Raw genomic sequence first — 22,312 nt, 5'->3', positions numbered from 1 at the left:
CAGTCCCTCGTCACAACATCGGTTTCAGGATGTCGTTGACGGTTATCCCCGGGCGCAGCCCGACGTGCCGCAGCAACTGTGTCTGTAGCGTGTCGACGAGAAAGAGCAGGTTGTCGGCGGTGCCATACGACTGGTAGAGACGGCCCAGTCCTCGCTCGGTCAGGTGCGTCGCGAAAGCTACCGCAAGCTGCTGCGGGGTACTGAATCGGGCCAACCCGAAATTCGCATCGTAGAACCACGAAGCACGGCTCCCCACCGTGACGGACATGGCATGCGCCCGCGTCTTGATGACGTACGTGCGCATGTCGAGGTGCCCGGCCGTAAACAGGCGGAAGAGCTGCTCCATGTTCAGCGCGTTCTCCCCACTGCGCATGCCGTGCAGAGGTAACTCCAACCGATTTGCCGGAACACTCGAGTGCAGCGCGACGAGATTGTCGCGCAGCCGGATCGCGGCCTCCGATTGCGGATTGGCGATGGCGCGCCGCAGGTTGCCGATGAATGCGCCGTCGCGGCCAATGTGGAGCGCGGCCGCCATCGCACGTGTCAAGGGCAGGCAGAAGCCGGTGTGACCGTCGGCATTGCTGTTGACGTAGGCCGCCTGCGTGAAGGGCTCGAAGATTCCTCCTGCCGCGCGGACGTCCTCGGCGATGATTCGGGCGTTGGCGATAGCTCGCTGGGTTGATTCGAACCGAAGGGCATCGTTGATCCGGCGTGCCAGAATGCCAAGCAATCGCGGGTCTTTCTGTGCCGGGTCGGTGAAGTCGAGTTTCAGCAGGTCGGCAGGGCGGTACGACGCGTCCCATTGCAGCGGGCTGGCCCCGGCCTCGATCTTGCCGGCGAGAAAGGCCTCTCGGTCGGCATCGACGACTGCGTTTGCCAGTGCCGCGCTTTTTGCCCTGAATTCCACATCCACGAAATTTCGGCTGATGTCGTCATGAAACACTGACGACGCAGCGGGGGCCGTGCTCTCGGCCGATGGCGTTGCCGCGTCGAGTACCCACTCGTAGGTCGACGTCTGTGAAATTGCCGGCCCCGGTCCGTTCAGCCCGGTAGGGTCCGTTAATCGCCAAGTCCCCTGCGCGGGGTAGTACTCCACGTCGAAGCGGGCGTCCCCCGATGCCGCCACAAATCCCGCCTCGCTTCGGTACAGATTGGGCATCAGCCGCTTGAGCTGCTCGAACGGTGTGCGGTTGATAAACAACTGCACTTCGTCCTGAAAGGTAAGGCTGGCCTTGTAGTGGTAGCCGATGGGAATGCCACCGGCAATGCCCGCCATCAACGACGCCCAGCCCGCCGGGCGGGTCTGTGCGTCACCCAGCGCGGCGGTGGTCCCGCCCATGGCGATGTTGTTGAAGGACAGCATGACGTTGGCTTCCAGCAGGCCGGGGACAGGCGCCTCAACGACGATGCCGAACCCGGTCATCCAGTTCAGCATCGCGAGCGATTGCAGAATGCGCGAGACAATGACCGCTTGCGGGTTGGCCGGCAGCGCCATACGGGGGTTGATGATCTCGTCTCGTGTGCGCTGGCGGAACACGTGCACAAATTCCGAGAACGGGTCACCCACAAACGTTTCGCTTGGAAAAATCTTGTGTGGCGTGGATGGCCCGATGTCGATGGCGGCAAGCACGGCGTCGACGCCCGGGGCCATTTCGTCACGGCGGTCTGCCTGCGAGAAGCAACTGAGCAGCCGGGCACAGGTGTGCGGGTCTCGCGCCTGGGCTCTCACCCAGTCGCTGAGCTGCCGGCGGTCCGGAAATTCTTTCACGCTGTTCGCCAACAGGCGTGGCGTGTAAATCAGAATCCAGCCATTGCGGAGATCCGTGAATTCCTGAATATCGGAGATCGCCTCGCCGATGCGCAGCCACGCCGTTTGCAGGCGCGAGCCCGCAAGCACGAAATGTTCCGGCAAGTGGTCGAGGTCGAGCAAATCCATGCGCTCGCAGCGGGCAATGCGTCGTGCGATGTCTACCCCTTCGGCGCCAAGGGTGCGCTCGTGCCCTTGCAGAAAGGCATCCATGACGAAGGCACTTTTCAGTGCGCTGCGCACCTGCCCCTCGTGCGTATTCCAGAAGGTGTCGAGCCGGCGGCCTTGCTGAGCGATGAAATGACCGGCATCGATGCGGGCAAGCAACTGCACCGGCGTGAGTGATCCCAAGGACAGCGCGCGGGCGCCGTGGGGTTCGCTGTCGAGCGAGAAGATGGCTTCCGTATTGGCGGACAACGTCGTCTCGCGCTCACCTTGTGCAATGTCGAGAACGATCTGGTCCAGCGTGCCGGTCCCTGACGCCTGCACCGTTTTCCATGGCGGGTTGGCGATCGGTCCCTGCCCGATATGCATCTCGTAGACGTGCATGTACACCTTTGCCGCGTCGATGCTGGCCCCCGACATATCCTCGACCAACTGCGCGGCATACTGCACGGCACCTCGCCGCAGGTCGGGCAGTGCCGCCGAGACGCTGGCGCGCAGGTCGGTCATTGCCCGCACCTGCTGCATGGTCTCCAGACGAATGTGAAGCTGCTGTGGTGGCGGCAGCGGGTCTTTGAATCCGGTGACCTGCGGCGCCGGCCGTTCGAGTTCGGCTTCGAAGTCGGTTGACGGCACCCCCGCCAGCCAGTGCGCCCATGCCGTGCGCCGTTCGCCTGAGACGAGTTGTCTGCCGGCGCGTCGTATGTCGTTGCCGATGACTTCAGCGCTCGACGCCAGCGACAGGTGCACCAGATCGCCGTCCGTTGCCGTCAGCGAGATCGCGCATACCGTGCCGTTCATGATGTCCCGGGCAATCGACAGGGGCAGTCGCTGCATCATGTCGCCGTAGGCGCCCGACACCTTGCCACGCGCGAAGTCCTGCACCAGATGCCCGATCGAGGCGTACTCCCTGAGCGGCGCGGTGCTGCCGGCCGCGTACAGAATGACCCGCCCCCCGCTGTCCGTTGCCGTCCTCGCAGACTGCGAGACTGCGAACATGCCGCCGGGGCGTGACAGACCGCGGCGCCCGGGAATCTCGACATCGACGGTGTACCCCTGAAGCTCGGCCAGATTCGAATCCGACGCGATGCGCAGCGCCGCACTCGGGGCATAAGCGACGAGTTGCGCAAGGATCAGCCCGGTCTGCGAGAGTTGTCCGGCCGCGTATTCCAGCTCGGCATCGTAGGCGAGCATCGTGACCCCGTGGCGATACAGCGGCGCATCGAGCGGCGTGCTGGTGTTGTGCGAGCGCATGGCGTCGAGTGTCTGGAGCGGCACCGGCCGAGTGGCGTGAATGGTCTGCATGAGTCGCCTCACGCTCAGCCGGGTCGACTCGCCGGACGGCAGATAGTGGCCGAGCCGAGGGGTGCCGTGCGTATAGATGCCGTATTCCACATCGGCGCCGCCGAGGGCTTCCCCCGACCCGAAATATTGCAAGGCAGCCCGCGTCAATTTCGTCGATTCCTCAAGGCCGCCGCGATCCATTTGCCCGGCCAGTGCCCCGTTTTCCTTGGATGGGTAGAAGAACCGGAATCGGTTTAGAAACCATTGGTCCGAGTTGAACGGGGTCCGGCCGGGCGTGGCGGCCGCGGCGAGGTTTTTCCGGATCAACTGCGACCAGTCCGTGATGTTCGCGACCCGTGCGGTGAAATCGAACTGCGCCTCATGCCGGGCAATCTGGGTCGTCGCGAGGGCGATCAGCCGCTGAATCGTCGCGGACGGCGCCAGCGGCGAGTGCTCGGGAGTGTGCGTCTCGTTCAGATGCCGTCGTTGATGGCGGCGGTGCCCATGCACATGATGGGTGTGCGCGGCAGACACCCCGTCGGCCTGCGATCCCTGCGAGAGCGTGTGGACGTCGTGTTTCCGATGGTGATGATGATGGTGGTGAAGTTGATGATGGAGGGCATGCCGCAGCGGCTGGGGCAGGGCCGTGCTTCGCTCGATCACGGCGCCTTGTGCGGCGGCAAACACCAGCGGATCGGCGGGGAGCGGGACATTCACGGCCGTGCCCAGGCTGTCGACGACGCGCATGAGGCAGTCGCCGATCGCGTCGAACGTCGTTTTCACGCCGCCGAACGCATAGAGCAGCCCGGTCAATACGCCGATGGCGCCATGCTTGTGCCACGCGGGGTGATCCGGTCCGGCGGGCATTTCGGCCGCCAGCGCCCGCGCCATGGCTTCGTAATCCCGATCCTGTTGCCACGGATCGTGGCCGGTGCCCATCATTCGCAACCAGGTAAATGTGTCGCACAGATCCTGTTTCCAGCGATCGCCGACGTCGAGCGGGCCGTCTCGCGCGTCGAACTCGCGTTGGCGGCGACCGTCGTCCCGCGCATACGAGCGCCGGATATTGCGCAGATTGTCTCGCGATGTGACGCCGGCGACGACCTCTTCAAGCGACTCGTACGGGCGCCGCGCCAGCAGTGCGCGCTCCAGCGAGGCGAGGATGCCTTCTGCAAGATCCGCGTGATCGTTGAGTGTCCGGACGAGCGGATCATTGTCCGCCTCAAGCCATCTCGCGATGTCGCCAAGCGGTGTCTGTGTGAGCGCCAGCATCAGACTGGTGCGAAGCCCCGTATTCTCCGCGCAAGCCTGCGCCAACTGTTGCGCCCACTGGGCGGCATCGGGGACGTGCAGGTCGGCAAGCAACGTCTGGACGATCGCGTGACCTTCTGCCGGGGCAGACGTGCCGGTGAGTTGCTGATTGGGAGAGGCACCGCAGGCGGTTGCCGAATTGATGGGGGAGGCGGTTGAAACTATATTCGTAGTGCTAATCATATTTCCAATATCGCTGCACGAAATCTTGATGATGAGGCGATTCATGGTGGGCGTGACGAAGCCCGTGCCGCTATCAAAAACCGTTCATCTTGGGTGTAAAGTGGCGGATTAAGGCGCGGCATTATCCGGGCATTCCCGACTCTCTCATCCGGTCACAGGAGGCTGTCATGGCAACGCTTGAGTACTACTTTGAGGACTTTTCCGTCGGTGATACGTTCGACCTCGGGACGTACACCTTCTCTGCCGACGAGATTGTGCATTTCGCCCGGCAGTTCGATCCACAGCCGTTCCATGTGGATGAAGCGGCCGGGCGAGCGTCCCATTTCGGGGGGCTCGTCGCGAGTGGCTGGCATACGTGCAGCATCATGATGCGGCTCAACGTCGACAAGCTGCTCGTGCGCTCCTCGAGCATGGGCTCGCCCGGCGTTGAGCAGATCGAATGGCTCGCCCCCGTGCGCCCGGGCGATACGATCAACGTGACCAGCAGCACGCTCGAAGTGCGGCCGTCCAAAAGCCGCCCCGATCGCGGCATCGTGCGCCAGCTATGGACGGCGACCAACCAGCACGGCGAAGAAGTGTGCCGTTTTCGCGGCACCGGCCTCTACCTGAAACGCAGCACCTGAAAAGCAGTCTGAAACGCAGTTCCTGAGGCGCGCATCCCCGGCATCCTCGCCGACCTGTCAACGTTGACAGTTGTGTGGCATATCGGCGCTCGTAACATGGGTCGCATACTGCCACTGCGGCGAGGTGACTCATGGATACGAAATCGGACGAGCGTGCAACGATCATTCATACGTTCAAGGTCACCGTCAGCTCCGGCGGCGAACGGACTTACAACAACGGGCTTTGTCAGGTCCGGCTGGAAATCGAACTCATAGCCGACAAGAACTTGTCGCCTGCGGAAACCGCGACGCTTCGTGTGGTCGACGGCAACTCGGAGCAGGAGGTGCCCCTCGTCGATTCGTCAATGCCGGTGCCTATCGGGACATGGGGGTCATCGCTCGCGAAGAACGTGTATGAGTTCCATCCCGGCGGCGCTGATATCGCGGTCGAAAACAGGGAGTTCCTTCACTACTACGTGCAGACGGCGGACTTCGCGAATGCGAGGAAGACGATCGGCATGCGCATCACGCTGGAGAACAATCAGGAGATCTTTTCAAAAAACATCAGCCATTCAGACGGTACAGTCGATCTCATTCCCGTCGCCCCGGTCAGCCCGCCATTCTCGGCGTGGAATCAGGACTGGGAGCAGACGCACAAATACACCGTCGGCTCGAACATCAAGGTCACCATCTACTACCTCGGCCTCGTGCTGGCCACGGGTGCGCGTCAGGCGATGCGGACGATGGAAGTGGCCCCGGCGAGTTTCGCCAGTAGCTACAAGTGGTTGAGCCCGAACTCTCAGAGTGGCGCTTTTTGCGGCTACGCCGAGCCACCGACCGACCAGCAGCCGACCCCCGAATTTGTCTATTCGCAAGTCCAATACACCGGGGCGTTCCGCGTGGCGAAGAACGATTGGCCACGTGTCGCCTGTGCCGCCATCGCGTTCGTCGCCAACGACAGTCTTGGGCCCTATCAGGGCGCGGCAAACGCGCAGGGCTGCACCTACACGTTGCGCGATCAGTACGGCACGCCCTACCGGGTGCGCGTGAACATTACGCCCGCGTGCGATGCGTTGACACTCAGCCAAGCCTGAGCATCCCGGTCCGACCAACAATGACAGGGGCGCACCATGACAGGCACGCATCAAGGACCGGCGCAGGCCGATAGCAACACGTTGTACTCAGGCGCACAAAGCTTTCTGAGTTTTCTCGAGAAGGGTGTCGATCCTCGCACCGGCACTTACTCCCTCCGGGTGGCGCTGCCCAAGCTGGCAATGAATGCGCTGACCGGGCCGGATCTGGCGTTGTCGCTCGCTTTCGATGCCTTGCAGAATGCCGACGTCGGATTGGGGCGCGGCTGGTCATGGGGCATGAGCCGTCTGAGCCCCGGTGCCAAACGGTTGTCGCTGGCGGATGGCGAAACTCAGCTGGCTATCGTGTATGAAAATCGCATCGAATTTCCCGACAAGAAACTGCCGACGTTCATCGCCGAAAAAGCGGGCGACACACTCACCGTCACCTATCGCTCAGGCCGTCGCGAGCGGCTGACAAAGTTCGACAACAGTGATCCGCTATCGCCGTATGTCCCGGTCGAGATCATCTCGCCGCAGGGCCGCTCGCTTCACCTGACTTGGGTGCATTTCGAGGGGCAGCCTATGTTGTCCACGATCGCCGATCACGAACGGCGCGAATTACTGCGCGCCAGCCGCACGGCGCAGGCCGCCACCATCGCATTGACCGGCACCGACGGCAACGCGATCGAATTCCGGCTGGTGCTCTCAGGCGATCTCGTCTCATCCATCGAACTGCCCCTTCCCGGGCAAGTGGCCTGGCATCTGCGCTATAGCCGCTACACCGCCGCCGATCTCGCGATGCTGACGGAAGTGCGTTCCCCGACGGGCAGTGTCGAGACCATCGCCTATGAAGAACGCGGACACGCGTTTCCGCTGCGTGCGGGCGATCCGGTAGGCACGGAACCCCAACGGCTGCCCTACGTCGCACGCCACGCGCTCGATCCCGGTCAGGGGCAGCCGCTGCGCGTGACGACCTACTCGTATTCGACGCACAACTTTCTCGGGTTCGAAGCCGGTGTCGACTGGGAGGACGCGACCGACGCGCTGTACAAGGTCACGAGCGACTATCGGTATACAAGTACCGAATCGCAGCTCAACACGGCGGGTACCGCGCAGGTCACGATCTTTCGCGAATACGACCGCTTCCACGGCACGCGCATCGAGCGTCGCACCGAAGCCGATTGCGAGCAGAGTCAGCTCACTGAATATCACGAGGAACCGGGTAAGCCGTGGCATGACCAGCCGATCACCGTCAACCAGATCCGCACGCATACCACGCGGTTTCGGCGCGGCGGGGTGTCGCGCGACGATCTCACGAGCTATGGCTACGACGCGTGGGGCAATACGACCGAAGAAATCGGTCCGGACGGCACCGCGGAGCGCACGACGTACTATTTGCCCGGCGGAGAAGACGGATGTCCGCCGGACCCTGTCTGGGACACGCCGCACACAGTGAAGACGACGGCAATGGTGCCTGCGACAGCGGTGCCGGGCTCGAAAGTCGCGGCGACCGTCACGACACGCCATCGCTACGCCTTGTTGCCCTCGATGGCACCGGGCGCTCCCGGTTATCTGGAATGCATACAGCAGACGCTGGAGACCCCCGCCGGCGTCCATCAGACGAACACGTACGACTTCGAGAACAACCCGCTTTCGCTGCTGCTGCACGGCCGCTTGAAACAGCAGGTCGAGGCGATGGGCGGACGCAGCATCACGACCGGGTTCAGTTATGCGCTGGCCGACGACACGCTGGTCACGGAAGAGTCGACCCGCACCGATTTCGACGACACCGTCACTCAGACCAGCCGCCATACCTCGGTCATCTCCGGTCTGGAAACACGCCGCGAGAGCGCTGACGAGATCGTGACGTACGTGTACGACGCTCTGGGGCGCGTAGTCGAAGAGACCACAACGCCGAAGACCGGCGAGAGTGCCTACACGGCGACGCTTAGACACGCCTTTACGCTCATCGGGCTGGCCGGGGGCGAGGCGAGTCAGATCAGCACGACGGCGTCTGGTGTCGTGACGACGCAAGTCTTCGAAGGGACTGGCCTGCTCGTACGCGAGACGCGCATGGCGCCGGACGTGGCACAGGGACAGCCTCATGACATTCACCGTATCGACTACGACGCGTTCGGGCGCGCCGCGCAGGACCTGACAAGTGACATTCATGATGGGCAAACCATTGCCGTGACAAAGCAGTTTCTCTATGACGGCTGGGATCAGCAGGTGTCTGTGGTGCGCGCCGACGGCGTGACCGACCATACGGAATACGATCCGCTCACGCAGGTCGAGACAAGCTGGGCATCGGCGAGCGCGGGGGCGGTGCGCAGTGCAAGCACGGTCCGTCAGATGAATCACTTCGACGCCGCTGACTGGGCCGAACGCCGGACCGTCGCCGGCACCTTGATCAGCCGGCTGGCATACACCTACGACGGGTTGGGGCGGCTGGAAACGGAGACCGACCCGCGTCAACAGCGCACCCAATACGAATACGACTTTGCTGATCGCGTCGTGCGAACCACGCTGCCGGGCACGGACGTGATCGAGAACGACTACGTCCCCCATGCCGATAGCGACGAAGTCGCAGCCATCCGGTTGAACGGCATCGACATCGGCCGCCGCGAGTTCGACGGCCTGATGCGGGTGAGCCGCCAGACCATCGGGGGACGCACGTCGACGTGGGCCTTCGATGCCGATCGCACGCTGCCGCGTGAGGTACGCGATCCCGGCGGTGAGATCGTGACTTATGACGTCAATCCGTCGCTGCCGTCGAGCCTGACGCGCTGCACCAGTGGTGCTGTCAGCATCGACTATGACTACGACCAAAAGACCGGGTTGTTGATGCATGCCAGCGTGCAAACGACCGGCCAGCCCGCCAGTGATTACCGGTGCGAACGTGACGCTTCGGGAAACCTGTCCGGCGAGACGTGGCTCGAAGGCGACACCCGGCGTACGACGGCCCACGTCTGGTCGTTGCAGGGCTTGCCCGTCAGCTACACCGATGTCACCGGACTTGATCATCGCTACCGCTTCGAGACGGACACGGGGCGCCTGATGGACGTGCAATGCGGCAACGTGACGGCGGCCTTGACCTACGACGCCCTGAGCCGTGTGCGTGAGCAACGCGTGACGCAGGCCGGTCAGACGATGCTCACGACCACTTACTCGTATGACGAAGCGGGCCGCGAAATCCTGCGCGAGTATGTGGCCCCCGGCCGCCCGGCATTCTCCATCGAACAGCAGTACGACGGTCTTGACCTGCTGACGTCACGCGTGCGCGCGCTGGGCGGTGCGCCTGTACTCACCGAAACCTTTGACTACGACACGCGCGGCAGACTGGCGCTTTATGCCTCCATCGGCGATCAGGCACCGCACGACCCGCATGACCCGTCGCGACGCATCTATCTCCAGCAGTGGGATTACGACGTGCTCGACAACATCACCCGGGTAACGACGTGGCACCAAGGGCCTGCAACGGACCCGGGCATTGCGGATTACCGCTACGAGAACGCGGCCGACCCGACTCAGCTCACGTCGCTCGTCTATGAAGGCTATGGCGCCGCCAACGGTACGCAGACGTTTGCGTATGACGCCGCCGGGCGAATGATCGAAGCGGAGAGTGGCTACCACATCACCTACAACGCATTGGATCAGATGCTCTCGGTGTCGCGAAGCGGCGCGGAACTTGCCGCGTATCGATACAACGGGCTCGACGAGCAATGCACGGTCACCTTGACCGGGCAACCGTCCCGCGCACGAATCTTCCGTGAGAACGTGCTCGTCACCGAAGTGCGGGGCACGATGTCGCGGGTCTATCTCGATGGGGGCGCGGGCACGATCGATCAGACCGGCGCGTTGCAGGTCTACGCGCTGGATGCCAAGGGGAGCGTCATGCAGACCTACGATGCGCAGACTACGCATGCGGTGGTGTATTCGCCGTCGGGTTTTCGCGAAACGAGCGCCGTGCTCGACGGGGTGCCCGGGTACGACGGCGAAACGTCCGATCCGGCCACGCAATGGCTCTGGTTAGGCAATGCACGGATGTACTCCCCGGTGCTCGCGCGCTTCATGGTGCCCGATACGTTTGCGCCATTCGATGGCGGCGGCATCAACGCGTACGCGCGCATCGATCCGGTCAATGCGACCGACCCCTCTGGCCATATCCCGAAATGGCTGGCCATTACGATCCCCGCGTTGCTTGCGGCCGTGTCGATCACCACTGCCGTATCGGTCGCGGGGGGCATTAAGGGCGTCGGGATTGTGCTTAACGTATCGGCGCGAGCTGCGCTCGGTAAGGCGGGGTTGGCCGCCGCCGGCAGCGCCGCAACGCTGGCGGCGGCCAAAGGGATCACCGTTACCACGGCGGTGCTGTCGTCGGCCAAGATCGTCGGCAGCGCTATGGGGTCGCTCACCATGGTCGGCTCGTCCGCCACGCGTGCCGCGGACAATACCGAACTGGCGGGGATACTGGGCGCTGTGGGCGGGACCCTGTCGACGGGCGCGTTCCTCTTCGGGGGGCCGGCGACGCTCAGAACCTATCGGTCGGTGGTGAACACTCGGCGGAAGGCCAGCGTCGCGGAATTTGACCGGCGAATTGGCGTTTTGCGACAGGAAAGGCTTGCTCGCGAAGCGGCGCAAAGTGGTCGTCGGTCGGGCGCCAAACGGCAAGCCCCCCAGCCGCCGGGTCAAGGCAATACAAGCCCAGTCAACTGGCTGGAACTCGCGCCTGCTCAGTCGCCGACACCCAGCCGGGCGTCGTCCGTGTACGGGACCCCGAGGGGATCGTTCAGTGACATCGGATCGCCCCCGCAAGGCATGTCGCCGAATCTGAATGGCACGCCACGGGCCCTGCGTGTGATGGCCCTGCGCGGCGCGGGGCCTGCCCGTCAGAGCGTGCCCGGCGGGTCGCAATTCATTCGCAGACAGGGGCAGAACCGGGAGCGGTCCGAGAGCCTGGCGTGAGTGAAGTGAATGAAGTGAATGAAGGCTTCAGCAGCACCCGCCGACAGACGAGGGGAGGATGCCATGCAGGATATTCCGCAAGAACGCTCTCAGGCTGATAGTGGCGCGTTGTACTCCGGCGCGCAGAGCTTCCTGAGTTTCCTCGAGAAAGGGGTGGATCCGCGCACCGGTACGTATTCCATTCGCGTGGCATTGCCGAAGATCGCGATGAACGCGCTGGCGGGGCCGGACCTGTCGCTGTCACTCGCCTTCGATCCGTTGCAAAACGTCGACGCCGGGCTGGGACGTGGCTGGTCATGGGCCATGACGCGGCTGCTGCCGGCGACGAAGCGTCTGACGCTGTCCGACGGTGAAACGCATCTGGCTATCGTCTATCCCGATCGCATCGAATTCCCCGACCGGAAGTTGCCGACGTTTGCCGTGCAGAAGCAGGACAAGACGGTCATCGTCACGTACAAGTCGGGGCGGCGCGAGCGCCTCGTGATGTTTGACGAGAGCGATCCGCTGTCACCCTATGTGCCGGTGGAAATCGTGTCGGCACAGGGGCGCTCGATCTATCTGCAATGGCAGCATTTTGCAGGGCATCCGTCGCTTGTCGGCATCGACGATCACGAGCGAAAGCCGCTGTTGCGCGTCACGCGTAACGATCAGGCCGTGACCCTCACGCTGCCCGGCGCAGGCCCCGGCGCGACCTCCGTCGACTACGTCATGACGCTCAATGGCGATCTCGTCTCCGCGATACGGTTGCCGGTGCCCGAACAGGCGGTCTGGCAGTTGCGCTACGAGCGTTACACCGAGGCCGACCTGCCATTCCTCACGCAGGTGATATCACCGACGGGCAGTGTCGAGACCCTTGCCTATGAGGAAGAGGGGCACGCCTTTCCGCGGCGGGCGGGCGATCCGCCCGACAAGTTGCCCGAGCGGCTGCCGTATGTCGTTCGCCATGTGATGGACCCGGGCGAAGGGTTGCCGCAACGTATCTCGACCTACCAGTATTCGACGAACAACTTTCTCGGCTTTGGTGCCGGTGTCGATTGGGAAGATGCGACCGACGCCCTTTACAAAGTCTTGGTCGACTATCGCTATCACAGCACGCAGACCCAACTCGGGCCGCAGGGCGAGCCGCTCGTGACGATCTACCGCGAGTTCGATCGCTTCCACTTGCGGCGCATCGAGCGACGCATCGAAGACGGCTGCGAGCACGAGACGCTCGAGAAGTATCACGACCAACCCGGCAAACCGTTCGCCGATCAGTCGGCGATCGTTCAGTTACCCGCCGAGCGTATCGAGCGGTTTCGTCGCGACAGTGTCTTTCGCGACGATGTGACCACTTTCCGCTACGACGACTACGGCAATCTCGTCGAGACGCTTACGCCCGATGGCATTCGGGAGCAGATCACTTACTACAACCCGGCGGGAGAAACGGGATGTCCAGCAGACCCGGTCTGGCCGACGCCAAGAACGATGAAGTCGAAAGCCATCGTGGCATCGACGGCGGCGTGGGTCCGCCGCGGTTCCGCTCGGCAAACACCCACTCGCACGACTCGATATCGCTACGGGCTGTTGCCCTCCCTCGTGGCGGGTGCGCCGGGTTTTCTCGAATGCATCGGGGAGACGCTGGAGACCCCCGGCGAGATTCACACGACCGTGACGGCCGAGTATTACGACGAGCCTGCGTCGTTGCTGCGGCACGGCCGGGTGAAGCGCCGCACGCGGATGATGTGGGCCTGGCAGACGATTGTCGATTTCACCTATCAACTGAGCGGTGACGCGCTGGTGACGACGCAGACGCAGCACACCGATTTCGACACGACGCGAAGTACGACGGCCATTCATGTGTCGGTGCGCACCGGGCTGGAAACGCAGCGCGATGGCGCCGACGCGCGCGTGACCTTCGTCCACGACGCGTTGGGCCGTATCGTCGAATCGACGACGACGCCGACGTCGGGCGACAGCACGTACACCGCGTCGGTGCGGCATTCGTACTTTCTGGTCGGGCAAGCCGGTGGCAACGTGCGGCAGGTGACGGCCAACGAATTCGGGGTTGAGGATACGCGCGTGTTCGACGGCACCGGTCTCGACGTGAGCACGCTGCGCCGCGAACCCGATGTCGAACAGGGCGCGGCCTTTGAAGTGCGTCGTTGTGTCTACGACACGCTTGGCCGGTTGGTGTCGGAGACGATCACCGACGTTCACGACGGCACCCCCTTGGCGGCGACCACACAATATCGGTACGACGGCTGGGAGCGTCAGTCGGCCGTGATTCGCCCGGATGGCATGACGGAACATGCCGAGTGGAACCCGATCACCCAAGAGGAAACGATCTGGCTGGACACCGTCGCCCAACGAACGGGGCGGGTGGTACGTCAGCGCAATGCATTCGATGAAGTCGAATGGGAAGAGCGCTACGACAACGGCAACCGATTGATCAGCCGGCAAAGCTACGAGTACGACGGGGTGGGGCGCTGTGTCGCCGTCACCGACCCGGTGGGGCGTGTCGTGACCTACGAGTTCGACTTTGCCGACCGGGTAGTGCGGACCATGCTGCCAAACGGCGCGAGTGGCGACGTCGTTGAGCGCAGTTACGTTGCCCATTCGGACGAGAACGAGGTCGCCACGCTGCGCGTGAACGGCGTCGAGGTGGGACGCCGCGATCTCGATGGACTGCTGCGCAAAACATCTCAGACGGTCGGTGAGCGCGTGACGTTATGGGAGTACCACGCGGACCGCAGGCAACCGAGTGTTGTGCAGAACGCGGCAGGTGAGCGAACCGTGTACGACGTCGATCCGTCGCTCACGGACCACGTGACGCAACGCCACGCTGACGGTGTGACGACCGGCTTCGAATACGATCCGCACTCCGGTTTGCTGACCCACGCGAGGCACGAAAGCGACGGGGCGCTGCCTTCGGAATACCATTGCCTGCGCTATGCCACGGGCAACCTTCGGGAAGTCTCGTACACCGGCGCCGACGGCGAGCGCGTCTGCCGGCATACGTGGTCGCTGCTGGGGCTGCCGCTCACTTACGACGATGTCGCCGGCAATGTCTATCGCTACCAGTACGCGCCCGGGATCGGCCGTCTGACGCAGATCGATTGTGCCGGCGTGGCGGTGAGTTTCGCTTACGACGCGCTGGGCCGCGTGCGGCAGCAGCAGGTCCATCAGGCCGCGCAACTGCGACTGACTACCACGTACACCTACGACGATGTGGGGCGGGAAGTGCAGCGTGACTACGACGCCCCCGGTCAGCCCGGCATGTCCATCACGCAGCAATATGACGCGACCGATGCGCTGTCCGTGCGCCAGCGCATGGTGGGTGGTCAGGTGATGCTCACCGAGAATTTCGCCTACGATCCGCGCGGCCGTATTGATTTGTACTACGCCATCGGCGAAGACGCACCACGTGATCCGCACCTCCCCACGCGGCGCATCATGATGCAGCAATGGACCTTCGATGCCTTCGACAACATCCGGCAGATCATCTCGTGGCCGCCGACCGATGAACCGTCGGCGCTGGTCGTCTATCACTATGACAACGCGCTCGATCCTACCCAGTTGACCTCGCTGGTTCGCACCGGCTATGGCAGTGCAGACGGTCGCGAGACTTTCCGCTACGACGGCGCCGGTCGCATGATCGAGGCAGAGCAGGGCCACACGGTGACCTACAACGCGCTCGATCAGGTGACATCCATTGGGCGGAAGGATGGGGCTCACGTCGAGTATCAATACAACGCGCTGGACGAACAGCACCGCGTGGTACGCGCAGGGCAACCCGTGCACGAGCGCGTATTCCGCGAAAACCGGCTCGTCACGGAGATTCGCGGCGCGTTCTCGCGTGCCTATCTGGGCGACGGCAGCGCCGGTGCCGAAACCCTTGGCGACATCGATGAAGCCGGGGCGTTGCGCGTGTACGCCACCGACTGGCAGGCCAGTGTGGTCGCCACGCACGGTCCGGCGAGCGCGTCGCAGCGGGTGGTCTACGGCCCGACCGGCTATCGCGCCGACACGGCAACCCTCGACGGCGTGCCCGGCCACGATGGCGAACTCGTCGACCCGCTGACGCAGTGGTTGTGGCTCGGCAATGCCCGCATGTACTCGCCGGTGCTCGGGCGTTTCATGGTGCCGGATACGTTCTCGCCGTTCGACGGTGGTGGCGTGAATGCGTACGCACGCATCGACCCGGTCAATGCGATCGATCCGAGCGGGCATCTGCCCAGTTGGCTCGGTGGTGTGATTGGCGTGCTGGGGGTCATGGCAGGCATTGCGCTGACCGTCGTCTCGGCGGGCGGGTTCAGTGCGGCGGGGGCGGCGCTCGCACTCACCGGTGCGGCAGCCTTAGGCAAGGTCGGTGTGACGGCCGCGCTCACGGCCACCGGTGCGGTAGTCAGTGTTTCCTCGGGACAACTGGCGGTGGCGGCATCGATCATTACGAGCAGCGTCGCCGGCATGCTTTCGACGGCGGATATCGTGCTGAGTACGACGGGGGCGAGCGATGTGGCGCAAGCCTTCACGGTGGCGAGTGGTGTGGTCGGCATGATCGGTATCGGCCTCGCGATCGCACCGGCGCGGGCGGCCCACCAATCGGTGCACCGCACCATGCGCAGTGTCGTGGATCGGATGCGATCGTCGAGGAGGGGACTGCCGGTCGAAACGCCGGGATTTCGTGAGGCGGCGCGTACGGCGGTCACCCGGTTGTCGAGCGCAAGCCCGCAGGTATCGCGGGGCGGCTCTGTGTCTTCGGCGGGCACGGTCGCATCGCTGCCGTCATCACCTGCGCCGAGCACCGCATCGACCGTCGGCCTGACGGGTCTGTTCGCGAACGGTGCTTACCAAACTTTCACCAACATTTCCGGCATGGCGTCGGGCTCCACGTCATCGGGTTCTTATTATTCGGCGCCGTCACAAGCGTCGTTGGAGATTCGACGAAGGCAGTCGGGTACAGCGGCGGATGAATCCAATGAAGAGAGCACGGTATGAAACAGTTTCCGTTTTTCCCATTGAAGGTGGCGCCGGAAGTCGACGCCAACGGCGTGAGCGCGGCGTATCTTGCCGCCAACGAGGACACGCTGCCGGCCGACGTGCCGATGTTCCCCCCGGGCACCGCGCCGGGTGACGGATTGTTTTGCATGGTCGACGGCGTAGATGTGCCATCGATGACGCGTGCGCTGACCGATGACGACGAGAACGTCGGTCCGATCGAGGTGCGCTATCCGGGCAGTGCCCTGCGTGCGCTGGCCGAAGGCAATCACAGCATTACGTATCGATGTGAGAAGCCCGATGGCACCGTCGTCGGCACTGCGCTGGAGAAGACGATTCTTGTCTTGCTCGTACCACCACTGGATCTGGTGCCGCCGATCGTTTCCGATGCGCCGGGCGGGCGGCTCAATCCGATCTCTGCGCTGCAAGGCACAGCAGTTCACGTGCGCTATGGCGGCATGCTCGCCGGGCAGCGCGTGCAGGTGCATTGGCATGGCGTGAGCGACGCAGGCAGCATCGACACGGCGTGGCAGACGGTGCCGGCCACTGTGCCGGATTTTCTCCCGTTCGGGATCGAGCCGTATCTCGTCGCGGCGAATGTGAATGCCACTGTAGAAGTGGGTTACACGGTCGATCGAGACGGCGACATGGCGGACTCGTCACGGCTGTCGCTGGTCGTGACGGCGTTCAACCTGCAAGACATGCCGATGCCGCAGTTGCCGGATCTGGCCGGCAGCGATCGCATCGAGCCGGACAAGTTGCCCAACGGGTTGCGCGTCGACCTGCCGCGCTGGCATCTCGCATTCGAAGGGCAGCAGCTCTGGCTGTGGTGCGACGGTACGAGCGCGCAGCAACCGGGTGCTTACCAGCACTACATGCGCACGGCGCACCGGGTCACGTCGACTGAGGCGGCACAAGGTGTTTTTACGACGGTGCCGGCCGCGTGGCTCGCACCATTGGCGCATGGCTCACGGCTGCTCATCGAGTATCAGGTGGGGTTTCACGAGGGAGGGCGGCAGAGTTCCCGGCGTCTGTCGTTTGAAGTGCTCAACCCGAGCGAGAAAGTTGCCGGTGACGGCGTCAGGTGAGGTGAATCATGGGCAATACCCTTCGAAGTCGACTTTGGACCGTGCTGCGCGGTCTGCTCATCCTCAGCGTCGCGGCGCTGGGCGCGTGCCAGACCGTGACGCCGAAAAACTACGCGTTGCCCAACATCACCATGTACGAGAACGACGTCGACAAGACATGCAGCTTCGCCCTGTATGACGGGGGGAGTATCGACTTTACCCAGTCGGGTCAGTGTAAAAACGACGAGTACTACTCATTTTCGATTTCCGGCGCCCATGAAGGTATGGAAATCGAGTTCCACGATGAGCCGTCGTGCAACGGATCGCAGCCATTTGCCAAGTATGTGGTGTCGTTCAGGACGGGGGGCGAATTGACGGGGAATGTGGCCAAAACCGGTGTCGGGCTGAGTCAGGACAAGTCAGTCGGTACGCGCCTGAACGATGGCGACGGTAAGGATGTGTTGATTGCCAACGGCTATAAAAGTGGCACGCTCGGGGGCAAGGTGTCGTGCGTGAGGGTGCATAAGCTGTTGCCGGAAGGCCCTTACCGACTCCGGTCTGTCCGCTATCCGGACAGCTGTCTGACAGGTGGCGTCACTGACACGAGTCCGATGCGCGTCATGCCCTGTACGGATGGTGAGGTCAAACAGAGCTTCTTCGAATTGAATAACCCGGAACGCTCGGTCTACGCCGGATGGGTGCCGCGCGGTGCGCCATACGTGCCCGTATTGCGACTCACCCACAATCCGGCGCTCGGCCGGTACGACGCGGTAGTCGCGTTGCCGGGGTCGGTGCCGCCATGGTTCGATTACAACGCCAGCACGAAAGTCCTCAGCGCCAATGGGATCTGCATTTGGCCGAGCGCGAGAAGCAACGGCGATGCGGTGGTGACCAACTGCTCGCCAAGTTTGACCGACGAGAAGTGGAACAAGGAACCGATCGCCCGGGCGCATGAAAAATGATTCAGGGGGCCCCGGCGTGTGACGCCGGGGATGCGCGTCCACTTTGCCGTCAGTGCGACAGATCGCTCACCGACGCCGCCGGGGCATCGCGCTTGACTTGCGTGATGCCGTCTTCCATCTGCTCGGACGACGAGAACATCTGGCTTTGCCCGATGATCTCGCCGTTGCGCGCCTTCAGCACGAAGTAGGGACGCCCCGAGGTGGACGTCTTGCGCTCGAAGCGATGGTCTTCACCGGCGTTCTTGCGCACGGACTCGATGCCGTTCTGTGCCGACGCACGCGCCTTGTAGGTTTCGGAAGACAGGATGATGTGGCCGCTGTCGGCCAGCAGGTGAAAGTGAAACTCACCGTTGGGACTGCGCTTGAGTTCGAATTTGCCTGACATATGTGGATCTCCCGGATCTTCCAAAAGCCAGCGGCGGGCAATGCGCGAAGTGCACTGCGAAACACGAATTGCGAACTGCAAACTACAAGATACTGACGGCAGCCGGCCGTGTCGGAGACAGCATCCGGTGTCATCCGCCGTGCGGTAACACCGGGAAATTTTCGCTAGATTAGCACCGCCGACGCCTTGGCGATACCTCGCGATTCGTGCACGTTGTTTCGAAGTGTAAATGACTTGGCGCGGGAGACGGCCCCGCGCCGGGCGTCAGCACGTCAGCGGCGTGCGTATTGCGTGGCCCCGAACAGCATCTCGCGGGCCTTGTCGTCCTGCAACGGCTTGCGCGCGTCGGCGAGTACCTTGATGCCGCGCTGCACCGCCGGACGCGCCTCGATGGCCTCGAACCACCGCTGCACGTTCGGGAAGTCCGATAACTCCACGCCCTGATTCTTCCACGAGCGCAGCCACGGCCAGATGGCGATGTCGGCGATGGTGTATTCGTCGGCCGCCACGTAGGGGTGATCGCTCAGGCGCCTGTCGAGTACGCCGTACAGACGGCGGGCTTCATTGGTATAGCGCTTGATGGCGTAGTCGATCTTCTCTGGCGCATAGATGCGGAAGTGGTGCGCCTGCCCCAGCATCGGGCCCACGCCGCCCATCTGGAACATCAGCCATTCGAGGGTTTCGTACTTGCCACGCACGTCGGCGGGCAGGAAACGGCCCGTCTTGCCAGCGAGATACGTCAGGATGGCGCCCGACTCGAACAGCGAGATCGGCTTGCCGTCCGGGCCGTTCTCATCGACGATGGCCGGGATCTTGTTGTTCGGGGAAATGGCGAGAAACGCCTCTTTGAACTGGTCGCCCGCGCCGATATCGACCGCGTGCGCGTGGTACGGCAGCCCGCATTCCTCCAGCATGATGTGGACTTTGTGACCGTTGGGCGTGGCCCAGGAATAGACCTGAATCAATTGCAGCTCCTCGAAATCGGTGGGCGTCGGAAGCGCATTGACACAGCACATGCGCTCGGCACAGTGGCGAAATGGGTGACAAAACCCGGAAATTACACCACAGAACGTTTGGCCCTGCCGTCGACAGGGCCAAGCGGGTCAGGCCGCCCCGGGAGAGGCCCCTAGGGCCACGGGGCTGCCGAGGCATGCACTGGCGCCAGCTTCGCAGACGCCTCGGTCTCAGTCCTGCGGCATGTGCCGGGCCAGTTCGAGCTTGGCGATGGCGTTGCGGTGCACCTCGTCCGGGCCGTCGGCAAAGCGCAGCGTGCGGGCGCTCGCGTAGGCATACGCCAGCGGGAAGTCTCCCGAAAGGCCGGCCGCGCCGTGGGCCTGTATCGCCCAATCGATCACCTGACAGGCCATATTGGGTGCCACCACCTTGATCATCGCGATTTCCGCTCGCGCGGCCTTGTTGCCGACGGTGTCCATCATGTACGCCGCCTTGAGCGTGAGCAGACGGGCCTGTTCGATCAGGCAGCGCGCTTCGGCAATGCGCTCGCGCGTGACGCCCTGCGCCGCAATCGGTTTGCCGAAGGCGACACGCGAGAGCGTGCGCTGGCACATGTGGGCGAGCGCGCGCTCGGCCAGACCGATCAGCCGCATGCAGTGGTGAATACGGCCCGGGCCGAGGCGGCCCTGTGCGATCTCGAAGCCACGCCCTTCGCCCAGCAGGATGCTGCTCGCGGGCACACGCACGTCGTCGAGCACGATGTCCATGTGGCCGTGCGGCGCATCGTCGTAGCCGAAGACGGTCAGCGGGCGCACCCGCGAGATGCCCGGCGTGTCGGCCGGTATGAGAATCATCGACTGCTGCGCGTGCTTCGGTGCGTCGGGGTCGGTCTTGCCCATCACGATGTAGAGCGCACAACGCGGGGCGCCTGCACCCGTCGACCACCACTTGCGGCCATTGATCACGTAATCGTTGCCGTCGCGCCGGATGCTGCATTGCACGTTGGTGGCATCCGAGGACGCCACGTCGGGTTCGGTCATCAGAAACGCCGAGCGAATCTCGCCGCGCAGCAGCGGTTCGAGCCATTGCGCTTTTTGCGCGTCGGTGGCGTAGCGCTCCAGCGTCTCCATGTTGCCGGTGTCCGGCGCGTTGCAGTTGAAGACTTCCGGTGCCCACGGCACTTGGCCCATGATCTCGCACAGCGGCGCGTATTCCACGTTGGTGAGGCCCGCACCTCGCCCGGAATCCGGCAGGAACAGGTTCCACAATCCGGCCTGTTGCGCGAGCGGCTTGAGCCGCTCGATGACCTGCGACGGCTGCCATGCGTCGCCGTGGCGGCGGGCGATCTCGATCTCTTCGAGATAGCGGCGCTCGTTAGGGAAAATGTGTTCGTCGAAAAAGGCGCTCAGGCGCGCACGCAGCGCTTCGACTTTCGGGCTATAGCTGAAATCCATGAGGTTTGCCGTGCTCCAGTTGTCTTGTCAGTCGCGATGCTGTGCGTATTGCCATGCGAGTTCGGCCATGGGGCGCGCACGTTTTCCTGCGTCGAGCGCTTGCTGGCTCGCCGCCGTGCCATCGGCGACGCGCTTCATGATCCCTTGCAGAATCGCCGCGATACGGAACATGTTGTACGCGAGATAGAAGTGCCATTGCGGCGGGCGGGCGATGCCGGTGCGCTCGCTGTAGCGCGCCACGTAATCTTGTTCATCGGGAATGCCCAAGGCCGCCCAGTCGAGTCCGGCGATACCGCGAAACACGCCCGGGCTGACATGCCACGCCATGCAGTGATAGCTGAAATCGGCGAGCGGGTCGCCCAGCGTCGACAGCTCCCAGTCGAGCACGGCAAGTACACGCGGCTCGCTCGGATGGAAGATCAGATTGTCGAGCCGGAAGTCGCCGTGCACGATCGTCGTGCGCTCCGGTTCGCCCGAGGGAAGGTGCGCGGGCAGCCAGTCGATGAGCCGGTCCATCGCTTCGATCGGCTCGGTCTCCGACGCGCGGTACTGCTTGCTCCAACGGGCAATCTGGCGCGCGATGTAGTCGCTGGGTTTGCCGTAGGTTTCCAGACCTATCGCGCGGTAGTCGACGCGATGCAGCGCGGAGATCACGCGGTTCATCTCGTCATAAATGGCAGTGCGTTCAGGCGGCGACATTCCCGGCAGCGACGGGTCCCACAGCACGCGCCCCGGTACGTATGCCATCACGTAGAACGCCAGACCGATGACGGTTTCGTCCTCGCACAAGCCGAGCATGCGGGCGACCGGGACATCGGTGTCAGCCAGCGCATGCATGACGCGGTACTCGCGCTCGATCGCGTGTGCCGACGGCAGCAGCTTCGCGGCAGGCGCGGGCTTGGTGCGCAGCACGTACTCGGCGCCGGGCGTACTCAGGCGATAGGTGGGGTTGGACTGGCCGCCGTTGAACTGCGCGATGCGCAACGGCCCGGCGTAACCGTCGACGTGGGTGGCGAGCCACTGCGACAGGGCGGCGGCATCGAAGGGCGGGTGCTCGCCGAGCGAACGCTCGCCGGCGAAAGCGGAAAAGTCCTGCGGAAGCTCCTCGGCCATGCTGTCTCCTGCA

General features: G+C 63.6%; 11 protein-coding genes. 6 read left to right on the top strand and 5 right to left on the bottom strand.

Annotated features, from left to right (window positions below; translation table 11 throughout):
* Positions 1 to 10: 10 nt before the first annotated feature.
* Positions 11 to 4,747 (bottom strand): dermonecrotic toxin domain-containing protein, encoded by a 4,737-nt coding sequence (locus CDV46_RS12960; RefSeq protein ID WP_140413357.1) that lies wholly within the window; start codon positions 4,745 to 4,747, stop codon positions 11 to 13.
* Between the two features lie 167 nt (positions 4,748 to 4,914).
* Between CDV46_RS12960 and CDV46_RS12955 the strand changes: the two genes are divergently transcribed.
* The 6 genes from CDV46_RS12955 to CDV46_RS12930 all read left to right on the top strand — a co-directional run bounded on the left by CDV46_RS12955 (position 4,915) and on the right by CDV46_RS12930 (position 18,393).
* Positions 4,915 to 5,370 carry a MaoC family dehydratase gene (locus CDV46_RS12955; protein WP_087688188.1) on the top strand — a complete coding sequence of 152 codons (456 nt, stop codon included), beginning with the start codon at positions 4,915 to 4,917 and terminating at the stop codon, positions 5,368 to 5,370.
* 131 nt (positions 5,371 to 5,501) lie between these two features.
* Positions 5,502 to 6,443, top strand: a complete 942-nt coding sequence (locus CDV46_RS12950; protein WP_087722904.1) for a hypothetical protein — start codon at positions 5,502 to 5,504, stop codon at positions 6,441 to 6,443.
* 36 nt (positions 6,444 to 6,479) lie between these two features.
* Positions 6,480 to 11,387 carry an RHS repeat domain-containing protein gene (locus CDV46_RS12945; RefSeq protein ID WP_087722902.1) on the top strand — a complete coding sequence of 1,636 codons (4,908 nt, stop codon included), beginning with the start codon at positions 6,480 to 6,482 and terminating at the stop codon, positions 11,385 to 11,387.
* 63 nt (positions 11,388 to 11,450) lie between these two features.
* Complete coding sequence (locus CDV46_RS12940) at positions 11,451 to 16,364, top strand: RHS repeat domain-containing protein (RefSeq protein WP_176399072.1); 4,914 nt, start codon at positions 11,451 to 11,453, stop codon at positions 16,362 to 16,364.
* On the top strand, positions 16,361 to 17,452 hold the full coding sequence (locus CDV46_RS12935) for a hypothetical protein (protein ID WP_087722899.1): 1,092 nt from the start codon (positions 16,361 to 16,363) through the stop codon (positions 17,450 to 17,452). Before CDV46_RS12940 ends, CDV46_RS12935 begins: the two co-directional genes overlap by 4 nt.
* A gap of 8 nt (positions 17,453 to 17,460) precedes the next feature.
* Positions 17,461 to 18,393 (top strand): hypothetical protein, encoded by a 933-nt coding sequence (locus tag CDV46_RS12930; protein WP_140413356.1) that lies wholly within the window; start codon positions 17,461 to 17,463, stop codon positions 18,391 to 18,393.
* Positions 18,394 to 18,442: 49 nt separating this feature from the next.
* Here CDV46_RS12930 and CDV46_RS12925 read toward each other — a convergent pair whose 3' ends face one another.
* The 4 genes from CDV46_RS12925 to CDV46_RS12910 all read right to left on the bottom strand — a co-directional run bounded on the left by CDV46_RS12925 (position 18,443) and on the right by CDV46_RS12910 (position 22,299).
* Positions 18,443 to 18,778: a YegP family protein gene (locus tag CDV46_RS12925; RefSeq protein WP_058379351.1), complete on the bottom strand. Its 336-nt coding sequence runs from the start codon at positions 18,776 to 18,778 to the stop codon at positions 18,443 to 18,445.
* 272 nt (positions 18,779 to 19,050) lie between these two features.
* Entirely contained in the window at positions 19,051 to 19,743 is a 693-nt protein-coding gene (locus CDV46_RS12920; RefSeq protein ID WP_087688729.1) for a glutathione binding-like protein, read from the bottom strand.
* A gap of 219 nt (positions 19,744 to 19,962) precedes the next feature.
* The gene (locus CDV46_RS12915; RefSeq protein WP_087722895.1) at positions 19,963 to 21,186 is read right to left on the bottom strand and encodes an acyl-CoA dehydrogenase family protein; all 1,224 of its coding nucleotides are present in this window, start codon (positions 21,184 to 21,186) and stop codon (positions 19,963 to 19,965) included.
* 27 nt (positions 21,187 to 21,213) lie between these two features.
* Positions 21,214 to 22,299 (bottom strand): phosphotransferase, encoded by a 1,086-nt coding sequence (locus CDV46_RS12910; protein WP_087722893.1) that lies wholly within the window; start codon positions 22,297 to 22,299, stop codon positions 21,214 to 21,216.
* Positions 22,300 to 22,312: the final 13 nt, after the last annotated feature.

This window comes from Pandoraea sp. PE-S2T-3, assembly GCF_002179965.1.
GTDB lineage: Bacteria > Pseudomonadota > Gammaproteobacteria > Burkholderiales > Burkholderiaceae > Pandoraea.
This window is presented reverse-complemented; position numbering and strand designations above follow the sequence as displayed.